General features: G+C 57.6%; 17 protein-coding genes, 1 tRNA gene and 1 pseudogene. 11 read left to right on the top strand and 8 right to left on the bottom strand.

Features of this window, described 5'->3' with window-relative positions:
- Positions 1-53: 53 nt before the first annotated feature.
- Both KHW85_RS03605 and pheA read left to right on the top strand, forming a co-directional pair.
- On the top strand, positions 54-758 hold the full coding sequence (locus KHW85_RS03605; protein WP_291458832.1) for a DedA family protein: 705 nt from the start codon (positions 54-56) through the stop codon (positions 756-758).
- Positions 755-1690, top strand: coding sequence for a prephenate dehydratase (gene pheA, locus KHW85_RS03610; protein ID WP_291458833.1), 936 nt, complete (start codon positions 755-757; stop codon positions 1688-1690). The genes KHW85_RS03605 and pheA overlap by 4 nt, the downstream gene beginning before the upstream one ends.
- A 45-nt stretch (positions 1691-1735) precedes the next feature.
- On the opposite strand, the gene KHW85_RS03615 is transcribed toward pheA, so the two are convergent.
- Together KHW85_RS03615 and KHW85_RS03620 are read right to left on the bottom strand one after the other, a co-directional pair.
- A tRNA-Leu gene (locus KHW85_RS03615) sits at positions 1736-1819 on the bottom strand.
- Between the two features lie 138 nt (positions 1820-1957).
- The gene (locus KHW85_RS03620) at positions 1958-2887 is read right to left on the bottom strand and encodes a hypothetical protein (protein ID WP_291458834.1); all 930 of its coding nucleotides are present in this window, start codon (positions 2885-2887) and stop codon (positions 1958-1960) included.
- 182 nt (positions 2888-3069) lie between these two features.
- On the opposite strand from KHW85_RS03620, the gene KHW85_RS03625 reads away from it, so the two are divergent.
- Positions 3070-3969 (top strand): DUF4862 family protein, encoded by a 900-nt coding sequence (locus tag KHW85_RS03625; protein ID WP_291458835.1) that lies wholly within the window; start codon positions 3070-3072, stop codon positions 3967-3969.
- A 679-nt stretch (positions 3970-4648) separates the two neighbouring features.
- Here KHW85_RS03625 and KHW85_RS03630 read toward each other — a convergent pair.
- From KHW85_RS03630 to KHW85_RS03650, 5 genes are all read right to left on the bottom strand, one after another.
- The gene (locus KHW85_RS03630) at positions 4649-5104 is read right to left on the bottom strand and encodes a hypothetical protein (protein ID WP_291458836.1); all 456 of its coding nucleotides are present in this window, start codon (positions 5102-5104) and stop codon (positions 4649-4651) included.
- Complete coding sequence (locus tag KHW85_RS03635) at positions 5097-5486, bottom strand: helix-turn-helix transcriptional regulator (protein ID WP_291458837.1); 390 nt, start codon at positions 5484-5486, stop codon at positions 5097-5099. Before KHW85_RS03635 ends, KHW85_RS03630 begins: the two co-directional genes overlap by 8 nt.
- A 40-nt stretch (positions 5487-5526) precedes the next feature.
- Positions 5527-6078 (bottom strand): hypothetical protein, encoded by a 552-nt coding sequence (locus KHW85_RS03640; protein WP_291458838.1) that lies wholly within the window; start codon positions 6076-6078, stop codon positions 5527-5529.
- A 201-nt stretch (positions 6079-6279) separates the two neighbouring features.
- A complete protein-coding gene (glmS, locus tag KHW85_RS03645; protein WP_291458839.1) occupies positions 6280-8193 on the bottom strand; it encodes a glutamine--fructose-6-phosphate transaminase (isomerizing) in 1914 nt (637 codons plus the stop codon).
- A gap of 68 nt (positions 8194-8261) precedes the next feature.
- Positions 8262-9488, bottom strand: a complete 1227-nt coding sequence (locus KHW85_RS03650; RefSeq protein ID WP_291458840.1) for an ROK family transcriptional regulator — start codon at positions 9486-9488, stop codon at positions 8262-8264.
- Positions 9489-9576: 88 nt separating this feature from the next.
- Between KHW85_RS03650 and xylA the strand changes: the two genes are divergently transcribed.
- From xylA to KHW85_RS03685, 7 genes and pseudogenes are all read left to right on the top strand, one after another.
- Positions 9577-10758, top strand: a complete 1182-nt coding sequence (gene xylA / locus KHW85_RS03655) for a xylose isomerase (RefSeq protein ID WP_291458841.1) — start codon at positions 9577-9579, stop codon at positions 10756-10758.
- A 4-nt stretch (positions 10759-10762) separates the two neighbouring features.
- Entirely contained in the window at positions 10763-12175 is a 1413-nt protein-coding gene (locus tag KHW85_RS03660) for an FGGY family carbohydrate kinase (protein WP_291458842.1), read from the top strand.
- Complete coding sequence (locus KHW85_RS03665; protein ID WP_291458843.1) at positions 12168-13340, top strand: aminotransferase class I/II-fold pyridoxal phosphate-dependent enzyme; 1173 nt, start codon at positions 12168-12170, stop codon at positions 13338-13340. Before KHW85_RS03660 ends, KHW85_RS03665 begins: the two co-directional genes overlap by 8 nt.
- A gap of 48 nt (positions 13341-13388) precedes the next feature.
- A pseudogene (nhaC, locus tag KHW85_RS03670) lies at positions 13389-14846 on the top strand (Na+/H+ antiporter NhaC).
- A gap of 422 nt (positions 14847-15268) precedes the next feature.
- Positions 15269-16615: an aminotransferase class V-fold PLP-dependent enzyme gene (locus KHW85_RS03675; RefSeq protein WP_291458844.1), complete on the top strand. Its 1347-nt coding sequence runs from the start codon at positions 15269-15271 to the stop codon at positions 16613-16615.
- Positions 16616-16657: 42 nt separating this feature from the next.
- Positions 16658-17818 (top strand): homoserine O-acetyltransferase, encoded by a 1161-nt coding sequence (locus KHW85_RS03680; protein ID WP_291458845.1) that lies wholly within the window; start codon positions 16658-16660, stop codon positions 17816-17818.
- Positions 17819-17929: 111 nt separating this feature from the next.
- Positions 17930-19765: a carbohydrate-binding domain-containing protein gene (locus tag KHW85_RS03685; RefSeq protein WP_291458846.1), complete on the top strand. Its 1836-nt coding sequence runs from the start codon at positions 17930-17932 to the stop codon at positions 19763-19765.
- Between the two features lie 64 nt (positions 19766-19829).
- Here KHW85_RS03685 and KHW85_RS03690 read toward each other — a convergent pair whose 3' ends face one another.
- Entirely contained in the window at positions 19830-20456 is a 627-nt protein-coding gene (locus KHW85_RS03690) for a hypothetical protein (RefSeq protein WP_291458847.1), read from the bottom strand.
- Between the two features lie 111 nt (positions 20457-20567).
- Here KHW85_RS03690 and KHW85_RS03695 point away from each other — a divergent pair, with 111 nt between their 5' ends.
- Positions 20568-21128: a DUF4956 domain-containing protein gene (locus tag KHW85_RS03695; protein WP_019126828.1), complete on the top strand. Its 561-nt coding sequence runs from the start codon at positions 20568-20570 to the stop codon at positions 21126-21128.
- The last annotated feature ends 16 nt before the right edge of the window (positions 21129-21144 follow it).

Genomic DNA, 21144 nt, shown 5'->3' on the forward strand with positions numbered 1-21144 from the left:
AGTAACATGCCGCGCACTTTGTCATTCGTTGTACCCAATTGAAGGAATTCTGCATGCTGAACGCCATCCTGGTGAACGCCTCAGGGCTTGACACCTTCATTCACTGGTTTAAAGACCCCGAAAGTCTGCTGGTCGCAATGGGACCGTGGGTTCTGTGGGGGACGATGCTCATTGTCCTCATTGAGTCGGGTGTTCTTTTCCCTGTTCTTCCCGGAGAATCTCTGCTCTTCACAGCAGGTTTGCTGCACGATCGACTGGGCCTGCACCTGCCAACCCTGATCATCATGGTTGTTGTTGCAGCCTTCATTGGCGCGCAAATTGGTTACTTCCTGGGTGCGAAGTGGGGGCGCAAGCTCTTCAAGCCGGATGCGCGGGTACTAAAGACCGAGCACTTGGAGAAGGCTGAGCACTACTTCCGTGATTACGGTGGTCGTTCGCTGGTGATTGGTCGTTTCATTCCCTTCGTGCGGACCTTCATTCCACTCGCTGCGGGAATTGCACGCTATCCCTACAGTAAATTCCTGCTGTTCAATACCCTGGGTGCACTGCTATGGGGCGCTGGCTTCATTATTGTCGGTTCGCTGCTGGGTAATGTCCCCTTCGTTCACGACAACCTCACGCTGATCTTGGGCGTCATTATTCTGGTTTCGGTCCTACCAGTGATCCTAGAAATCATTGGGCAGAAGCGTAATGGTGGCGTTCAAGCCAAGGATGCGACTGAGAATGTCGTATCCGCGCAGGAGGATCGTTCCGAGTGAGCACCTTGCGAATCGCATTTCTTGGCCCATTTGGAACCTTTACTGAGCAGGCCCTGCGTCAGGTTGCTCCCGAAGGGGCAGAACTCATTCCGCTAACCTCCCCTCCTCTGGCGATGAAGGCTGTGCGTGAGGGAAGGGCAGACTGGGCAGTTGTCCCCATTGAAAACTCCATCGAAGGAGGCATCAATGCGACGCTCGATGCCCTAGCAGACTACCCTCAGCTGGTGATCCGTGCGGAAATGCTGGTGCCCATTACCTTCCACCTGGCTGTTCGACCCGGTACCCAAGTATCGGATATTCGCAAGATTGGAACCCACCCGCATGCGTGGGCGCAGTGTCGAAACTGGGCTGAGGAAACCTTCCCTGGCGTTGTTCACGTCCCCACGACCTCGACTGCTGCAGCGGCCGAGACCTTGGGTTCGGGCGAAAGCGCATTCGATGCGGTTCTGTGTAACGCAACCTCGGTGGATCGTTACGGTTTGGAATCGCTGTTCACGGACGTTGCGGATAATCCGGGTGCTATCACGCGTTTTGTGTGCGTGAGAAGGCCGATTGAAGGAGCTTTGACAGCTCCGACCGGACATGACAAGACGACCATTCAAGTTGCGCTGCCTGTCAACCAGGCGGGATCGCTCATGCGTTTGCTTGAACAGTTCTCGGTGCATGACGTTGACCTGTCACGAATCGAATCGCGTCCCAGTGGCGATGGTTTGGGTGCCTATACCTTCTCGATTGACATGGTTGGACACATTGCTCAGGAACATATTCAGGCGGCGCTGCGCGGGTTGTATCGCGTGTCTCCGGATGTGCGATTCATGGGCTCGTACCCCAGCTCGACGGTCAATAGCGCGGATGTCCCTCAAGATGACGAGGACTATCGACGCGCACGAACCTGGGTGCGCGAGCTCCTTGCGGGCGTCGAGCAGGACTGAGTAGGTAAAACAAAAGGACCCAGCTTTCGCTGGGTCCTTACTACGTGCGCGAGGGGGGAGTTGAACCCCCACCCTATCACTAGGACACGGACCTGAACCGTGCGCGTCTGCCTATTCCGCCACTCGCGCGTACGTGGAAACTTTAGGGAATGAGGACGCAGAAGTCAAACCGAAGTGTGAAAGGCGGCAAGCATCACCTTGAGAAGTGCGGAGATGCTCTTCCCGTAGCTGATCGCCACCCGTGCGCGGCCGGATTCCGCTCTTCTTTTACTTCGCAAGGAAGCGCTGGACGAAACTTTCGGGTAGATACAGGTACTTTTCTGTAAGCCCCATAAAGGTTTCGAAGTCGATCTTGGGATTGCTGAAAAGCTCGTGAAGTTCGGGATTATCACCCCGGGTAATCGGGCCGAATTCTCCAGTGGGTAGGCAGTAGAAGATATCGCGACTGATCGCGAAACCGTTGTTATTACCGAATTCTTCCATGACCGCAAAACGCATGTAGTCGGCCATCTGGAGTATCTGCCGTGAGATGTCTTCCGCATCGATGGGCGCATAGAGCAGGACGGAGCGTTGTGGAATGGCGAAGAACAGTCCGTGGGGAGCGTTAATGTGGAGATTGTTTACCAATGCGCCGATGTTTGCGGCCTTGCCGGCAATAAATGGAGATTCTCCCAGAAGTTCGGTGAATGGACCCACCTGTTGCTTGGTATCGATTGGCTCGTTATCAGTATTGATCTGACCGTAGTAGAAGAGCTCGTCGACTGAAAGCGGGTAACGCGCAAGGCTTTGATCCGTCACCAATGACACGCTGTTTGGAAAATCCAGATAGAGCGCTTTGGCTAATCCGGCGGTGAATGGGCGAATGTAGGTGATGGGGAGATCTGAGCTCTGCCCGTCCCGGATGATGCGTGTGCGAATTCGTCGGCGAAGCTCATCGGGATCATTGAGTGACTTTTCGGGCATCCGCAGGGTCTCAATCATGAATGCGACCCAACGTTCAATCCGTTCCTGATGCTGGGCTGGGTCGGAACGCGAGAGATCTGACAGAAGGTTTTCAACGTTGAAGCGCATGGTGTCGACGGTCAGAATATAGCCGTTTGTTTGAGGGTCGATTTGGGGAGTCGCATTGATGCCAGCGTCTTCCAGGCGCTTCAAAAGGTAGGGGAAAGTGCGTTGAATCAGTTCATTACGGTCCATGGACTAAGTTTATCGTTTTTCATATTTGAAAGAGTTGGATTGAGGCCGGATGAAGACTTTGATGCAGGTCTTTTCTGAGGGTAAATTTGTCTGACGAATATGCTGCGTTTTTGGGCTTGACCTGTCAGACTTATTCGTGCGTGTCCCAACGACGGAGACATCATCACAGAAGGATGATCACAATGACAATCCCATTCATTATTGGTGCTTACGCCTCGCATCCGGCGCCCGAGCTGCAAGAGGATTACTACAAACTTCTCGCACAGCAGCCGTGGATTAACGGCCTCGAAATGCCCTATCCCGGACAGATCGCCACCGACAACGAACTTTTGGCCGGTCTACTCTCCGCGGACTGGGATTTCAACACTATCACCGCCATCCCCGGCACCATGCAAAACGTCGGCAAAGACGCGAACTTCGGTTTGGCCTCGCCAGATCGGGACGGTCGCGAGGCCGCGCTGGCTTTCACCCGCCAGCTGCGCGAGGACTTGGGTAAGTTGTGCGAGCATGCTGACCGCAACGTGGTGACGCGCGTCGAGGTGCACTCGGCTCCGACGCGAACCGCCGAAGGGGATGCCTTCAGGCGTTCACTGGAAGTTCTACGCGAATGGGACTGGTACGGTGCGAAGCTCGTGATTGAGCACTGCGATCGCTTCATCCCAGAGCAAAAGCCAGAAAAGGGATTCCTCTCGATCGAAGAAGAAATCCAGATCGCTGCGGAATTTGAGGTCGGTGTCCTGATTAACTGGGGACGCTCCGTTCTAGAAGAACGCAGTGCCGATGCTGCCTACGATCACATCATCGCGGCTGGAAAACGCGGAGTTCTGGATGGCGTCGTCTTCTCTGGTGCAGGTCCCGAGGAAACTCAATACGGCTATTCGTGGGTTGATGGGCACCTGCCCGCCCAGGTTGATGAGCCGGCATCACTGATGAGTAACGCAGAAATTAAGCGTTGTGCACAGGCTGCAATCGAAGGCGGATGCAACTATCTGGGTGCGAAGATGTGCGTGCCCAAGGACGCGACATTGGAGGAGCGACTTGCGATGCTCACCCATGTCTACAAGGCCTGCAATTTTCAGTAAGCGTGCGCGCCTCAGTGCTCGTTGAAGATGTGTCGTAGGGGTGGAGTCGGGGAGTGGCTCCGCCCCTACTCTTTGTGTAAACATGTATAAAGATCACATGCATGAAAAATGGCGGTGGTTTAAGGCGAATCTGATTGATTTCTTCTCTGTCGCACTACCTTTCCTTCGGCATGTATTAGTTTTTCACTATTGGGAGGACTTGAACACGAAGGTAAACTAAGGCAAGACCTGCCGCCAAGTGTTTTGTGCCGTGGGATTTCGAAGTGGCTCTAGTCGCCGGATGTGCGAACGTCAAATTGGACAAGCCTACGTAGCCAAGAGTAAGGTGCAACCTTTCCTTGAGGTTGTGCAGTTTGAATAGATCGAAGGCGTAGAAGCGAAAATGGCCATCGGCGGCGAGAGAGCATCTCGCTCGAGGACTCAACGAGGCGCTGTGACAGAACTCCTCAATGGAAAACTCTGCATAGGAGCGCACCGAGTGACTTGACGGCAAGCAGCTGACAAGCGGCGATCTATGCACGCTTCAGAATGCGTACTCGCTAACTCTTCACTCCGTCAGCTGGCTGGAAAAGGATTCATAGTATCCAAAATAATGTGGGAAAGTAGTCGGTCGCCAGGCTGTAGGGCAAAATGAGATACGGGAGAGATTTGCGCAGCTCCTGTAAGAGAACCTCTTAGACTACTTGTTGGGAGTGAACACTATTTCACCGTGGCGAATGAGAGGCAGGAGAACGGCCGCGCCGGTAACCCGCGCGGTCAAGCCACTGAGGGCTTCACGAACAAAGGGAATCGCTGCCATGAGCGCGACTTTCGATGCGAAGTCAGCAGATGCTTCAGGGGCGACAACAAACTCCTGAGACCCCGCATAATCGGTGATGACCGCGATAACGGCCTGCCACTGCGCGGCTTTGAAATGGAATTCAAACCGAGCCCCGAACTCTTTTCCTTCCTGCCGAATCCCGAGCTTGCAGGTAATCTCGATCGGCGTCGACTCGCTGTCTTCACGATCAACACCTGCCTGCGGAGCATTGTCAATGAGGTCAATCGACAGGTGGTCAAAGCGGATAGCTGCCAGCTGGAGTTCCGCAATCCTGAGCATGTCGTCGACGGTTGTCAAGAGCGGCACGTCAGACATGAGCTGGCTCCTGGGCAATGGTCCAGCCGTCGGCGATTACCTGCGCCTTACGCGGTGTCGCCGGAACATGGACAGTTGCCTTGGCGGCTCCCGTCATCTGCCACGTAGCGGGCACGCCCTCACCACAGTCATCGACAACCTTAATGTCGAGGAGCGCATTGACGGCCATCGCGTAACGGATGATGGATGACACGGTCGGGTTAGCGTCATAGCGTTCAAACGCAGCGACCGTAGGCTGGCTGACGCCCATGCGCTCGGCGACAGTCTGCTGGCTAAGCTTGTGCTCCTTGCGGAGCCTTACCAAACCCTCGAGAAGGCGATCCCTCGCATCGACCAGCAGATCTGCTCGGCGCTCAAGGATCTCATCACTCACTGAAGTCATAGATTAAATTATATAAGTATGAGATGACGTTATGCAAACTTCAGTCGTGTTGTGTGCGCGGCTCGACACCCCAACATGTGCGATATCCAGAGATGAGGAGATGCTCGGCGATGTTGATCTCAGCGTCTTGCGCAGCCTTGGTTGCAAGCGGGTCACCCTCGATGATCACCTTCTCATGAGCGTGAAGGCCCAGTATGCAACGACCAAGCTTCTCGAATGGCTGAGCATGGATGAGGCGGACCTCAACCTGAGCATAGGATTCATGCCCTAAGGGATTAACCTCGCGAACATTGATGTCCCGCCACCGAATCTCAAAGAGAGTGGCACCCCCGCGCAAAGATTTCAGTTCTCCCGGTGGTCTGAGCTTTCCTTCGGCTGCGTTTTCGAGACGCTTTCTAAAACTCGCTCGGATCATCGCCTCTTGGTACGGATTCCAGCGACGGTTCCTTGGCTCCTTGATAGCCGCCATAAGAGCATTTACAGCTAAGCTGATGTGCTCTTGAGCCGTACCATTGCCGCCATCATGCCAATAGAAGTCCGCAGGCAGGTCAAGACACGCATACGACCTGGAGGAATTATCTGCGACGCTCATGAACTCCATGGTAGCCCGGCGGTATTGAATTTTGAGCGCACATGCCGTCAATGGCCCACCGTGTGCAACGCGCAAGTGGAACCCGCCGTCGACCGTAGAGCGTTAGGAAACTGATGCCCGCGCGAACGCGACACGAGCCTCGTCCCACATAAGGAACGAGGCCCGTTATCGTTCACGAGGCATCAGCCTTGCGCCGGTGGATCACTCCACGGTGACGGACTTGGCCAGGTTTCGCGGCTGATCAACATCCAGCCCCTTCACCGCCGCAAGCTCACACGCAAAAATCTGCAGCGGAACAATTGTTAGCAGCGGAGCATACAGTGTCGGAACCGGAGGCACTCGGAAGACAACTTCAGCGAATTCGTCAACCGATGTGTCTCCTTCCTCTGCGATGACAATGGTTCGGGCCCCGCGCGCACGGACTTCTTGGATATTCGCCAAGACCTTCGCGTGCAGTTCGGGGCGGCGCGGAGTTGGCACAATGACCACAACCGGCTGGCCTTCATCCACCAGTGCGATCGGTCCGTGCTTGAGCTCGCCGGCCGCGAAACCCTCCGCGTGGATGTAGCAGATTTCCTTAAGTTTGAGCGCGCCCTCAAGAGCGACGGGGTAGCCCACGTGCCGCCCCAAGTAGATCACCGAGGTCGCGTCCTTCATGGTGCGGGCGAACTGACGAACGGTCTCCCCGCTATCCAAAACCTTCTGGATCGCCTCGGGTACGCGGGCGAGCTTCTCCATGTAGTCGGCGATTTCATCGGCGTACTTGATTCCGCGAACCTGCGCCAAATACAGACCAAGGATGAAGCACGCAGTGACCTGTGATGTGAAGGCTTTCGTTGAGGCAACCGCGATTTCAGGCCCCGCATGGGTGAGGATGACAGCATCGGATTCGCGCGAGATGGTCGAACCGGGAGTATTGACAATCGCGACGACCTTCGCGCCCTGTTCGCGCGCGTGGCGAATCGCCTGGATGGTGTCCATTGTTTCGCCGGACTGTGAGATCGCGACAACTAAGGTCTTCTCGCCAACGACCGGATCGCGGTAGCGAAACTCGCTGGAAAGCTCGACCTCGACGGGGATACGGCACCAGTGTTCGATCGCGTAACGGGCGACCTGTCCCGCATAAGAAGCAGTCCCGCAGCCAATCATGATGATCTTGTCGATTCCGCGAAGCACGTGTTCTGGGATTCGGACTTCATCCAGAGCCAAGTGCTCGTGGGAATCCAGACGATCAGCCAAAGTATCCGCAACGCCTCGAGGCTGTTCGTGAATTTCCTTTTCCATGAAGGTCGGCCATCCGGCTTTGGTCGCCCGATCCGCCGAAAAATCGACTTCGTATTCCTTCAGGGGAACCGGGTGTCCATCCGCACCGATGACCGTTACAGCGCAAGCGCTCACGACAACCAGCTGGTCTTGCCCAATTTCTACCGCGCGATTTGTGTGCTCGATAAATGCCAGTACATCCGAGCCAAGGAAGTTCTCTCCTTCGCCCAAACCAATAACCAACGGCGACGATCTGCGCGCGGCAACGATGACCTTGGGAGATTCAGTAGATAGTGCGAGCAGCGTGAAGGTTCCTTCAAGTTTCGCCGTCACTTCCCGCATGGCGACGACCAGCCGGCGCGCGACGGTTTCGTCAGTGCCGCTGAGCTCCGCAACTTCACCCGTGTACGAGGCCGCATCCGCCTGATCGTAGGCACGTGCGAGCAGGTGCACGACCACTTCCGTATCGGTTTCCGAGGCGAAAACCGCGCCTTGTGCGCGTAACTGGGCGCGCAGGTTATCGGCATTTTCGATAATCCCGTTGTGGACCAATGCAAAACGTCCATCGGGACTCACATGCGGGTGTGCATTTGCAACGGTTGGACGACCGTGAGTCGCCCAGCGGGTATGCCCAATCCCAGCGTAAGCATCGGCGGGCGCATCCTGATCTACGGCCTCGCGCAGGTTAGCCAGCTTTCCGACAGCCTTGATGACGTTTAGTTTCCCCGGGCTTGCCAAGGCAATTCCCGCGGAGTCGTATCCGCGGTATTCCAGGCGTGAAAGCCCGTCAAGAACGACCTGACGGCTCCGCTGAGAGGCTTGGCATGCAACGTGTCCAACAATTCCGCACATGTTCTCATTGCAACACAGGAGCCTTGCTATCGCTTGCCGGATAGCTATGTGAGGCCTGTGAAAATTGCTTAGAGAAGGGTGATCGCTTGATCCTTCCAGTGGATTGGATCGTCGACAATCAGGTCGAGGACTCGATGCGCGCCACCTCGCAGCGACAGATCTTCCGAGTGGGGGAGGATATCGATCTGCGGTGTATGCCAGGGGGCTTGAAGGACGCGCGTCGCAAGTTCTTCGCGAAGACTGGGCAGCAGGTAGGGTGCAATCTCGGCAACCAAACCGCCTAAGTAAACCTGAGAGATATCCACAGTGTTGACGACTGCGGACAGTGCTTGCCCCAATGCGTGGCCGGCATGAGTCATGGCGTCTTGAGCGCGTGAGCTGTGGCCCGCGTGCTGCAGAATCTCGCGTGCGCTTGCATTGTCGCCCAGTCCAGCCGCATGACCAAGAGCTTTCAATCCCGCGACAGTTTCCAAGCAACCGCGCGCACCACACGAACAGATATCGCCTTCGGGTTCCACACAAATGTGCCCAATTTCGCCCGACCAGCCATGTGCGCCGCTCAGCGGTTCATGGTTGATGATCAGCCCGCCGCCGATGCCGACTTCTCCCGAGACGTAGATAAAAGAATCCGGCCCTTCGGGGACCCCGGGGCGAGGGAAGGCAACAGCGTAGGCTGCCAAGTCGGCCTCGTTCGCAACTAGGGTGACGGCAAGGTCGTGGAGGGGGTGAAGGATTTCCTTGCGGGGGATATTTCGCCAGCCAAGGTTGGGTGCGACGGTCAGGGTGTCGGCGGAAAAGAGGCCGGGGAGGGCAAGTGAACTTCCCAGGAAAAGTGCGCCTGTACTGCTTCCTTTACGCAGGACGCGTCTGGCGATTCGTGCGAGTTTGCGCAGGGTTGAGGTTGGGTCTGCTCCCGAGAAGTCGCCGCTCACGCATTCGTGTGCCAGAAGCGTGCCGCTCAGGTCAACAAGGTAGGCGCCGAGCGCTGAGACGTTGACCTGTAGACCCAGCGCAATAACCTTTCCCGAGGTCGGGGAGAGCACACTGGTGGGGCGTCCCCTTTGCCCGGTTGAGAGTTTGTCATCGCTTTCTTCCACGAGGCCGGTGGCGATGAGTTCGTCGACAAGCCGCGACATCGTTGCGCGTGAAATTCCGGTTTGGGCAGCGATACCAGCACGGTTGATTGCGCCTGGATTGGCCAAGATGTGGCGCAATGCTAAGGAAAGGTTGTGGGCACGCAGGGATTGATTGGTTGCCCCGGAATTAGGGTTCGATGTGCGTGCGGTGTTGGACATGCCTTGACTCTATCGCATCGAGAGGATTATGTTATGAGACATAACAAAACGTGACACAGTAGTCATTTAATCTATGGAAGGTCATGCTATGGCGCATACACCTCGACTCGAAGATCGCTTCTCTTTCGGCCTATGGACCGTGGGATGGAATGCAGTTGATCCCTTTGGAACCGGAACGCGTCCGGTGCTTGACCCGTGGGAATATGCTGCGAAGCTCGCAGAAATAGGTGCATGGGGAATTACCTTTCACGACAATGACGTCTTTGATTTCGATGCGTCAGACTCGGAGCGTCATCAGCGGGTCATGCAGCTGAAAGAAGCTGTCGAAGCCTCCGGACTTGTCATTGAGATGGTGACGACGAACACCTTCACACACCCGGTCTTCAAAGACGGTGGCCTGACCAATAATGACCGCGAGATCCGCCGATTTGGCCTGCGTAAAATTTTGCGAAATGTTGATCTTGCCGCAGAACTTGGCGCAACAACCTTCGTCATGTGGGGCGGGCGTGAGGGTGCCGAATACGACTCATCCAAGGATCTCAACGCCGCATTTGATCGCTATCGCGAGGGCCTCGATACCGTTGCGGGGTACATCAAGTCCCGCGGATACAACCTCCGCATCGGTCTTGAACCCAAGCCCAACGAACCTCGCGGTGATATCTTCCTGCCGACCGTCGGTCATGCGCTGGCACTCATCGCGCAGCTCGATAATGGCGACGTTGTTGGCCTCAATCCTGAAACCGGACACGAACAAATGGCCGGTCTGAACTACACGCACGCCTTGGCGCAGGCGCTGAACGCCGGCAAGCTCTTCCACATTGACCTTAATGGGCAGTCGGGAATCAAGTACGACCAGGACAAGGCTTTTGGTCACGGAGATCTCGCCAGCGCTTTCTTCACGGTCGACCTCCTTGAGAACGGCTTCCCCGGGGGTGGGCCTCGCTATGAGGGGCCTCGTCACTTCGATTACAAGCCCAGCCGAACCGAGGGTATGGAAGGCGTGTGGGAATCCGCGCGTGCAAACATGGAAATGTACCTAACTCTGGCCGAAAAGGCTCGCGAATTCCGCGCGGATCCGCTCACCCAAGAACTCATGGAAGCGGCATCTGTCGCCGAGCTGGCAACTCCCACACTCGCACCCGGTGAGAGCATCGACGACTTCCTCGCTGACCGCAGTGCATTCGAAGATTTCGACGCCGAAGCAAAGGGTGCTCGCGAGTACCACTACGTCGAGCTCTACCAGCAGGCCATGCGTCACCTGATCGGCTGAAACCATGAGTGAAAGCAGGCCATTCGTCGCTGGAGTCGACTCCTCCACGCAATCGTGCAAAGTCGTGATCTGTGATCCGGTCAGCGGAAGGATTGTCCGCGAAGGTCGTGCCTCACATCCCGAGGGAAGTGAGGTCGACCCTCAGGGATGGTGGGATGCCTTCCTCGAGGCCGTGCGCGCAGCAGGCGGACTCGATGATGTGCGTGCGCTGAGCGTGGGCGGCCAACAGCACGGAATGGTCTGCTTGGATGAGCGAGGCGAGGTTATCCGCCCGGCGCTTTTGTGGAACGATACCCGAAGCGCCGGCGCGGCCGAGGAACTCACCTGCGAACGAGGCGATGGCGACCGTGAGCGTGGCGCCTGTTGGTGGGCACATGCCACGGGACTTGTTCCCGTTGCCTCGTTTACAGTCACAAAACTGCGCTGGCTTGCAGACAATGAGCCGGAGAATGCGCGAAAGATTGCGGCAATCTGCCTGCCACACGACTGGCTGAGCTGGAAGATCCGCGGCGGTTTTGAAACTGTCGGACTGGAAGGATTGTGCACCGACCGTTCCGACGCCTCGGGAACGGGCTACATGGACCGGGCTGACGCAGTCTACAGGCGCGAAATCTTGGCTCAGGCGCTACGAATCTCGATGGAAGAGGCCGAGCGAATCATCCTGCCGAAGATTTGCAATCCCGTGGAGGCCATGGGATGTGGGGATCCAACGCAAGGATGGGGAGAAATCGCCATTGGCCCGGGATGCGGGGACAATGCCGGTGCGGCTCTGGGAGTTGGCCTCGGTGTTGGCCAAGCTCTGCTCTCACTGGGGACCTCAGGAGTCGTGTCGGTTGTCAGTGAGACCCCTATTGAAGACCCCAGTGGTCAAGTCGCCGGTTTTGCTGACGCAAGCGGGCACTGGCTTCCCCTTGCGTGCACGCTTAACGCCTCGCGAATCCTTGACGCGGTAGGCGCGATGAGTGGCCTCGACTATGAGGAACTGGACGACGCGGCACTGTCGGTTCCCGACGCGGGAGGGCTGCGTTTGGTTCCCTATTTCGAAGGCGAACGCACCCCGAATCTCCCCGATGCCACCGCCCGATTGGAAGGAATGACGCTTAAGAATTCGACGCGCGCACACCTTGCTCGGGCCGGTGTCGAGGGGCTGCTTGCCCACATGCGCTTCGCACTCGAATGCGTGCGTGAGCTGGGCGTTCCGATTGAGAAAGTGCTCGTTGTCGGCGGTGGAGCGCGCTCGCGGGCAGTGCAGAGCCTGGCACCCGAATTCTTGGGGGTGCCCGTTGAATTTCCCGAGGCGGCAGAGTATGTCGCCCTGGGAGCGGCGAAGCAGGCGGCCGCCCTGAACGTCGCGGACCTGGGGGCGTGCGGGCAGACCCACCGCTGCGCAAACCGGGCGGGTGGCTCCGATGTTTGACGAGACGATCACTCGCTGGGGGACGCACAGCGCGAAGTGGGACTTGCTGGCCGCACACCTCGGCGAGGATGCACTGTCCCTGTCGGTCGCGGACATGGAGTTCGCGACGTGCCCGGAGGTGTCGCGCGCGATCGTGGACGCCTGCGCGGAGGGGATCTTCGGCTACACGGAGGTCTTCGATGACTTTCGCGAGGCTGCAGCCCGCTGGCAGGAGCGCCGCCACGGGTGGGAGCTCGAGCCGGGTGACGTGCACTTTTTCCCGCGTATCGTCCAGTGCGTGTCGGCCCTGTGCTCGATCGTCCTGCCGGGGTCGCTGGTGCGTCCCCCTCGGGTCGTGACGCTGGATCCGGCGTACGGGCCGATCATCGAGGTCGTGGAGCGCGCCGGGTGCGAGGTGTGCCGGGTACCCCTTGACCTGTCGGGCGAATCGCCTCGAATTCCCGAGGATTTGTTCGCCCGTGCGATGGAGGGAGCGGACCTGCTGCTGTGGTGCAGCCCGCACAACCCGACGGGGCGCGTGTGGAGTGAGCGCGAGATGGATATGGTTGCTTCCCTTGCACTTCATGGGGACGTGCTGGTGCTTTCCGACGACATTCACGCGGATTTCCAGCGGCCGGGTAGGAAGCGGTACCAGCCGCTCGCAGCTGTCTCACCGCGATTGTGGGAGTCTGGGCGCCTCATTCAGTGCATGTCTCCCGGAAAAACGTTTAATACAGCAGGCTTGGAGGCCTCGGCGATCGCGGTGCGCGGCGAGCTTGGGGTGCGCCTCGAAGATGCCAAGCGCCTCATGGGCCTGCACAACCCGAATTTTTTCGCGATTCCCGCGACGATCGCCGCGTGGAACCTCGGCGAGGCGTGGGTGGACCAGCTGCAGCAGCGCATCGACGCGAACCTGCGCGTGGCCGTCGAGTACCTGCGCTACGCGCTGCCTCGGGCCCGCGTCGTCGACCCCGACGGCACATACCTGGTGTGGGTCGACGCACGCGAGTACCTGGCCTCGTCCGCGTCTCTCGACGAGGCCGTGGTCGCCTCCCGGGTCGCAGTGTCCCCGGGCGAAGACTTCGGGGCCGACTATGAAGGCTTTTTCCGCATCAACGTGGCGCTGCCGGAGCGCGATCTGGTCCGGGCTCTGGAGCGCTTGTGCGCGGCGCTCGCAACGAACTAAGCGGACGTGCACTGGCGCGCGGACGCAATGAAATAGAAAGGATTGACGATGTCAGTCACCTCCTCGGAGAAGCGGGCTCACCGCACTCCATCTCTCTTGGTCGCGGCGATTCCCGCGGTCACGCTGATCGTCCTTTTGGGCGGCGGCTACATTGCGGCGAGCCTCCCCGTCGAGCCGCTGCTTATCGCGTCGGCCGTGGTCGCTGGCATTGTTGCCATGACCTTGGGTTACACATGGGATGAGATCATCGGCGCGATCGCCGAGAAGATCGCGAAAACTATGCCGGCTGTCCTCATCCTGATTGTTGTCGGTGCGCTGATCGGCACGTGGATGGCGGGCGGCACGATCCCGATGCTCATCTACTACGGCCTGAAGATCATTAACCCGCAGTTCCTGGCGCTCATCGCGCTGGTCGTGACGGCGATCGTGTCGCTGTGCACGGGCACGTCGTGGGGTTCTGCAGGAACGATTGGCGTCGCCTTCATGGGCGTCGCGGTTGGCATGGATGCGAACCTGCCGATGGTGGCTGGTGCGATCGTGGCGGGCGCGTACTTTGGCGACAAGCTCTCGCCGCTGTCGGATACCACCAACATCGCCTCGCTTGCCACGGGCGTCAACCTGTTCACCCACATTCGTCACCTCATGTGGACGACCGTGCCGGCGTTCCTGACCTCCGCGGTTGTGTACCTGATTTTCGGCCTTCAGTCTTCCGACGGTGTTGTGCCCGAGAAGGTCGGCACGATCTTGGCGACCCTGGATTCAGCGTTCAACTGGAACCTGCTCCTGCTGGTGCCCGTACTTGTCGTTCTGGTCGGTTCGATCATGAAAATGCCGACCGTGCCCGTCATGCTGGTGTCCTGTGCGACCGCCATATTCAACGCTGTCGTGTTCCAGGGCGTTTCCTTCTCGAACTCGGTTGTGGCATCCGTGGATGGCTTCACCGTCGATATGGTTGGTAAAGCCGGCTTTCAAGCTGATTCCGTCATTGCAGATGTGACGCGACTGCTGGAGCGTGGCGGTATGAACTCGATGATGAGCGTCCTACTGATTTGTTTCTGCGCGATTGCTTTCGCGGGCACCGTGTCGGTATCTGGATCGCTGGATGTGTTGATTTCGAGCCTGCTGGCGCCTGTGAAGTCAACGTTTGCATTGATCGCATCGACGATCGTGACGGGCCTGGCGGTTATCGGCATCACGTCAAACGGCCAAGTGTCGTTGCTAATCCCAGGCGAAATGCTGCGTGGCGAGTAAATCAAGCGTGGCCTGGACCCGAAGAACCTGTCGCGAACCATTGAGGATGCTGCCACCGTGTGGGAGCCAATCCTGCCGTGGACGTCTGCGGGCGCTTATATGGCTGGAACACTGGGTGTCGCTACTCTGTCCTACATGCCGTGGGCAATTTCGAACTGGATCGCAATCTTCTTCGCGCTTCTCTGGGCGGCAACAGGCATTGGTATTGCCAAGCTGACACCGGAAGAACAAAAGAGACTCGAGGCAGAGGGCTGAGAATACAAGAAATAAGTGGGGGCACCCGAACGGGTGTCCCCACTTTGCCGTTGGGACGAAGTGTTGCAAATCCTCTGGGTCGCAAATCTCTTCCATACGAATTGGCAGTATCCACTGATGAGGCCTGGCATTGTGGTTTTCCGCGAGGCGGGGATGTTACATTCGCCCACGATGTGAACAAGTCGCGCGTGGCCCACGTCTGGGCCATAGCATGAGGCTATGTTCCAGCGAATGCGTAGCTGACCCACGCGTCAGCTTTTGACCAGACCTACTGATGGCTAGAGAATACTCGCCCGGGTCGTACGTCTTTGCGTTGGAAACTGCCGCAATCGCCAAATCGTGAGCGTAGCGGCTCGACCCCTCAGCCATCGCCTCTCCTCACGTGACAAGAATCAACAACGTGAACACTAGGAGAAGTAATAATGGGCGCAATTGAGGCAACGGACACCGACTACCAGAACTCTTGGGCATTTGAGACCAAGCAAATTCACGCAGGCTGGGACCGCGATCCCCAAACCGGTGCAACTTCCATCCCGATTCTTCAAACCACTTCATTTGCCTTTGACTCTGCGGAGCGCGCTGCAGCTCGCTTTGCCCTTCAAGAACTTGGTCCCATCTACACTCGCTTGGGCAACCCGACAAATGATTACGTCGAGGCCCGAATCGCTGCCCTCGAAGGTGGTGTCGGTGCACTTCTGACTTCCTCAGGCCAATCTGCAATTACGCTTGCAATCCTGAACCTGGCATCTGCGGGGAACAACATTGTTGCTTCGCCTTCGCTTTACGGCGGTTCAACCTCGCTGCTCAACAACACCCTGCGTCGCCTCGGAATCGATGCTCGCTTCGTGAGCGATCCCTACGATGTGGACGAATGGCTGTCTCTGACCGATGAAAACACCGTTGCCTTCTACGGTGAAACCATCCCCAACCCCAAGGGCGATATCTTTGACATTGAGAAGATCGCGCAGGCCGCGCACTCCGTCGGTGTTCCCCTGATCGTCGACAACACCGTCGCCACCCCCTACCTGACCAGGCCCATCGAATGGGGCGCCGATATTGTTGTTCACTCGGCCACGAAGTACCTGGGCGGCCATGGCACCGCGATCTCGGGCGCGATCGTCGATGCCGGTAACTTCGACTACACGAAGGACCCCAAGCGTTTCCCCGGTTTCAATGAACCCGAATCCTCCTACGCGGGCCTTGTTTTCGGACACGACTTGGGCGCTGAGAAGCTCGGAGCAAACCTCTCCTACATCATTCGTGCACGTGCAATTGGCTTGCGAGATGTCGGCTGTGCTCCCTCGCCCTTCAACTCCTTCCTCATCGAGCAGGGAATCCAGACTCTGTCGCTGCGCGTTGAGCGCCACGTTGACAATGCGCTGAAAGTTGCGAAGTTCCTCGAAGCCCACCCGCAGGTCGAATCCGTCAACTACGCGGGCCTTGAGTCCTCGCCCTACTACGAGCTCCACCAGAAGTACAACCCCCGCGGTGCCGGTGGCCTGCTCTCCTTCGTCATCAAGGGTGGCCTCGAAGCTGGAACCTCATTCGCAACCTCGCTTAAGCTACTCCCGACGGTTGCAAATATCGGAGATGCGAAGTCCCTGGTCATTCACCCCGCATCCACCACTCACTCTCAGCTCAACGAGGAACAGCTGCGCGCTGCGGGAATTGAACCCGGAACCGTCCGCCTGTCCATTGGCATTGAGAACGTCGACGACATCATTGCCGATTTGACGCAGGGCTTCGAAGCCGTGGCACACTTGGCATAAGGCTGCTCGCGCAACGGTCGCTCGGACAGTAAGGAGATCACCATGAATCGACGCACACTGGGGCCCATCCCCGTAAGCGGCGCATGGATGCCCCAAGACCCCATCGCATTCCGTAAGTTTGCACATTTGGGTCCACTACGCCTCGAAAATGGCTCCTTTCTGCCCGAAGTGACCCTTGCCTACGAAACCCTCGGGACTCTCAACGAGGACCGCTCCAATGCGATCCTTGTGCTGCACGCACTGACTGGCGATGCGCATATTTCCGGCCCCACAGCTCCCGGCCAGTCAACCGCCGGCTGGTGGGAAGAAGCCGTTGGACCGGGGAAGCCATTGGATCCCGAACGCTATTTCATTGTTGTCCCCAATGTCCTTGGCGGCTGCCAGGGGAGTACCGGTCCCTCCTCGGCCGCACCTGATGGGCAGCCGTGGGGTTCGCGTTTCCCCGTCATCTCGACGCGCGACCAGGTTCAGGCCGAGGTGCGGCTGGCGGATTACCTCGGGATTCCCACGTGGAACACGGTGATCGGTGCCTCCTTGGGCGGACACCGCGCTCTCGAGTGGGGAGTGAGCTTCCCGCTGCGTTGCGAGCGCTTGGTTGTCGTGGCCTCGGCGGCATGCACGAACGCGGAACGCGCAGCTTGGGCGCACACGCAAATCCGCGCCATTGAACTGGACCCCAACTGGCAAGGCGGAGACTACTACGACCAGGAAGAAGGCCCCCACGCGGGACTTAACCTCGCGCGACAAATCGCTCACGCCACCTACCGCTGTCCCGATGAGCTGGACGCGCGCTTCGGGCGCGCGCCCCAGGACCGCGAGGACGTGTTGAGCGGCGGCCGTCTAGCTGTCCAGTCTTATTTGGACTACCACGGGGCGAAGCTCGTGCGTCGTTTCGACGCGGGTTCCTATGTTTCTTTGTGCCGCACGATGCTCAGTTACGATATCGGTCGCGATCGCGGGGGAATTACCGAGGCGCTGCGGCAGATCACCGCACGAACGCTGGTGATTTCGGTGGACTCGGACCGGCTGTTCTTCGCAAAGGAAGGACTCAAGATCGCCGAGGGAATCCCCGGCGCGCAATACGCGTGCCTGTCTTCTCCGCATGGCCATGACGGTTTCCTCATCGAGTACGACCAGCTCAATCGCGTCCTCGAGGATTTTCTGGAAAATCAACCTTCTTTCATCGATTCGGCAGCGCTGTAAGGGTAGTGAAGGACGTAAATTTCTTTCTTATGTGAGGCCTGAGCTAGGCACAGCTCATTCATAGAGTTGGCTGGCTCAATTGGATCATCACGATCCACGAAAGGACCTCACATGAAGACGCCAGCTTCGACCCTTGCCCGCTTGTCGGCAGTCGCCGCGGTCGGCGCGCTCGCACTGAGCGCCTGCTCCTCGACTTCCGGGACTGCGACCTCGGCCTCGTCGGCCGTCAGTGCGAAGGCCGCCTCAAGCTCATCGGTTTCCGCCGAGTCCGGGACTGTTATTGCTCCCCCGACCGCTGCCGAGGCCCTGGCTGCCAATGCGAAAGCCTCCTACGTTGAGGACACCGCGTGGGATGCTTCTTCGGCTCAGACCATTACTTTGAACGGAAGCAGCGCGAGTACCTCAGCATCCGGCGTGAAGGTCGACGGCTCCACGGTGACGATCACCCAGGCTGGCGTCTACAAGCTCTCTGGAACACTGAATGGACAGGTGAAGGTCGAGGCCGGGACAGATGCTCAGGTCGTCTTGATCCTTGACGGTGCGACAATCACGAACTCGTCGGGGAGCGCAATCAATGTGGTCTCTGCGGATGATGTTGTTCTGTCATTGAATGGTTCAACCACCGTCACTGACGGCACTCCTTCGGATACAAACGCTGAAGATAAGGCGGCGATTTACTCCGATGCAGATCTCACTATTACGGGTAGCGGTTCACTAACGGTCAATGCCAACTACAACGACGGCATTACCAGCAAGGACGACCTCTACATTCTGTCGGGTAACATCACGGTCACGTCGAAGGACGATGCGCTACGTGGCAAGGATTCGCTGACCGTTGCCGGCGGAACTATCAAGGTTACTTCAGGAGGGGACGGCCTGAAGTCTGACCAAGATAGCGATACCACCAAGGGCTACGTCAATATCACCGGTGGCACCATCGAAATCACATCGACCGGTGACGGAATCCAGGGTGAAACTGACGTCATCATCACCGGTGGTGATACGACAATCATTGCTGGTGGCGGGGCCTCGTCTGGAAAGGACTCCAACAACTCCACCAAGGGAGTTAAGGCTGGTGTCTTCCTGATTGAAGACGGTGGTGAGGTCACGATTGACTCCGGCGATGATGGTTTGCACTCCGATGGTGCAATCCGACTGACCTCCGGAACGATCGTTACCTCGACAGCTGATGACGGTATCCACGCTGAGGGCGCGGCCGTTCTTGACGGTGCAAAGGTCACCGTTGAACAGTCCAATGAAGCCCTTGAAGCCGGCTTGATCACCATCTCCAACGGCGAAGTCAATCTGACCTCGAGTGATGACGGTATCAACGGTTCTGGTTCGACCACCGTTGCGGCAGTTGAAGCGGCGAAGACCGCGACCAAGACGACCACGACCAACAACGGACCCGGTGGCGGTGGCTCCATGCAGGACACCGGTGAAAAGATCCTGATCTCGGGCGGTACCATCACAGTCAACGCGGGTGGCGATGGCATCGACTCCAATGGCTCGGTGGAGATCTCCGGTGGTAACACGATCGTCTACGGCCCCACGGATGGTGGGAACGGCGCACTGGATTCGAACGGTGAATTCTTGGTCAGTGGTGGAACGCTTCTTGCCATTGGTTCTTCTGGAATGGCCGAATCGCCTTCAACCAGTTACTCGCAGGGATGGTTGCAGGCCTCGGCTTCCGGTAACGCCAACTCATCTGTGACCATCAAGGACTCCAGCGGAAAGGTTCTCGCCAATATCAAGGCGGCAAAGACCTTCCAAAACGTGGTCTTCTCCTCTGCGGATGTGTCGAATGGACAGAGCTACACGGTGAGTGTGGATTCGAATTCGACCTCTGTTACTGCGGGTCAATCGACCGGTGGCCAGGGAGGTCCCGGTGGGGGAGGCCCCGGCGGTCAGGGAGGTGTTCCTGGCGGACAAGGCGGAAACCGTTAGGGCGGCCGCTGAGTGAGAGAGTGGGGGGATGCGACTTCGGTCGCATCCCCCCACTGCGTGTTTTTCAGGGAGTCGTTGCTTGTCGGCGCGCATACAAGCTCTCAACAACGACCATGATCCATGTGGAGAAAAGGACAGGCTGGAGGATCAAATTAACGTTATCGGGAGAAAGCACGATTCTGAACATGTAGGTGGCCTCGTTCTGACTCCATATTGAGGTCACGAGATCACGAAGTCCGTTGAAGAAGAACTGGTACGCGGCAAGGAAGATGGTCGTCCACTGAATGATGTACTCAGCAATCTGATAGGTCTTGCTACTGACGGTCAAAAAAGTGAAGCGCTTTGAAAGAAAACGGTGAATGTATACCTGAATGAGCGCAGCAGCCATCATCAGTGTCAACGTCATGAGCAAAAAAGTCCCTGCGCGGAACTTCCCAAGACCTGTAGAGAAAGTCGAGGCCGTGTCGTCAAGGAAATTCTCACTTCCCCGCAGTGATGAGGGGAGAAGCAAGATGAGGCTCCCAAATAGAGAAACCAGCATCAGCATGAGAATCGCATTAACAATTGCGCTCCCCGTCAGGTAGCCGATCGCGCGAACGAAGATCAAGCAGCGGGAGTTGCGTCCATAGATCGCAAAACCAAGACCAATCAAGAGACAAACGGTTGTCGCCAAGAAGAAAAAAGGGAGCATTCGATCTCTTTCCAATACGCATTGCTAGAACAAGTCTCCCACATAGCTCATTCATAGACTCCGCTGGCTCAATAGTTACGTCACGCACGAAACAATCTTGAGGAGCATCAAATGACTGCACTCACCACAGCGATGGTTCTGCCGATCATCATTGACCTCTTCGCGATGTTGATCTTGGTTGGAGCCCTCTACTACCCCCGCCATCGACGCGCTGATCTTGTCGTCGCATTCTTTGTTGTGAATATCGGCGTCCTTGCGGTCGCAAGCGTTATGGCAAACTCGACGATCTCTGCCGGCCTGGGTCTTGGCCTCTTCGGTGTCTTGTCAATCATCCGACTTCGTTCCGACGAAATCAGCCAGCGCGAAATCGCCTACTACTTTGCTTCACTTGCCATTGGCCTGCTCCTCGGCATGAGCACAGCGATCTACTCCTATGCAATGGTCGCATTGGTGCTTGCCACTTTGGCCGTTGGTGATTCAACTCTGATCCTTGGACGCTCTGGTTCGCAGCAAGTCCAATTCGACCGCGCAATCGCAGACGAGAAGGAACTTCGCCAAGCGCTTGAGGCCCGCATGGGTGTCAAGGTGACCGGAGTCAAGGTCATCAAACTCGACATGGTCAACGATCTCACCTTGGTTGATGTTCGCTACCGGGTCCCGGCTAAGCGCTGAACTGACGCAAATCGCC

Source organism: Actinomyces sp. oral taxon 181 (genome assembly GCF_018370895.1).
Taxonomy (GTDB): domain Bacteria; phylum Actinomycetota; class Actinomycetes; order Actinomycetales; family Actinomycetaceae; genus Pauljensenia.

Excerpts from the sequence above, each read along its gene's own strand:
- KHW85_RS03605 (WP_291458832.1), top strand. The coding sequence starts at position 54 with ATGCTGAACGCCATCCTGGTGAACGCCTCAGGGCTTGACACCTTCATT.
- KHW85_RS03620 (WP_291458834.1), bottom strand. The coding sequence starts at position 2,887 with ATGGACCGTAATGAACTGATTCAACGCACTTTCCCCTACCTTTTGAAG.
- KHW85_RS03625 (WP_291458835.1), top strand. The coding sequence starts at position 3,070 with ATGACAATCCCATTCATTATTGGTGCTTACGCCTCGCATCCGGCGCCC.
- KHW85_RS03630 (WP_291458836.1), bottom strand. The coding sequence starts at position 5,104 with ATGTCTGACGTGCCGCTCTTGACAACCGTCGACGACATGCTCAGGATT.
- KHW85_RS03635 (WP_291458837.1), bottom strand. The coding sequence starts at position 5,486 with ATGACTTCAGTGAGTGATGAGATCCTTGAGCGCCGAGCAGATCTGCTG.
- KHW85_RS03640 (WP_291458838.1), bottom strand. The coding sequence starts at position 6,078 with ATGAGCGTCGCAGATAATTCCTCCAGGTCGTATGCGTGTCTTGACCTG.
- glmS (WP_291458839.1), bottom strand. The coding sequence starts at position 8,193 with ATGTGCGGAATTGTTGGACACGTTGCATGCCAAGCCTCTCAGCGGAGC.
- KHW85_RS03650 (WP_291458840.1), bottom strand. The coding sequence starts at position 9,488 with ATGTCCAACACCGCACGCACATCGAACCCTAATTCCGGGGCAACCAAT.
- xylA (WP_291458841.1), top strand. The coding sequence starts at position 9,577 with ATGGCGCATACACCTCGACTCGAAGATCGCTTCTCTTTCGGCCTATGG.
- KHW85_RS03660 (WP_291458842.1), top strand. The coding sequence starts at position 10,763 with ATGAGTGAAAGCAGGCCATTCGTCGCTGGAGTCGACTCCTCCACGCAA.
- KHW85_RS03665 (WP_291458843.1), top strand. The coding sequence starts at position 12,168 with ATGTTTGACGAGACGATCACTCGCTGGGGGACGCACAGCGCGAAGTGG.
- KHW85_RS03675 (WP_291458844.1), top strand. The coding sequence starts at position 15,269 with ATGGGCGCAATTGAGGCAACGGACACCGACTACCAGAACTCTTGGGCA.
- KHW85_RS03680 (WP_291458845.1), top strand. The coding sequence starts at position 16,658 with ATGAATCGACGCACACTGGGGCCCATCCCCGTAAGCGGCGCATGGATG.
- KHW85_RS03685 (WP_291458846.1), top strand. The coding sequence starts at position 17,930 with ATGAAGACGCCAGCTTCGACCCTTGCCCGCTTGTCGGCAGTCGCCGCG.
- KHW85_RS03690 (WP_291458847.1), bottom strand. The coding sequence starts at position 20,456 with ATGCTCCCTTTTTTCTTCTTGGCGACAACCGTTTGTCTCTTGATTGGT.
- KHW85_RS03695 (WP_019126828.1), top strand. The coding sequence starts at position 20,568 with ATGACTGCACTCACCACAGCGATGGTTCTGCCGATCATCATTGACCTC.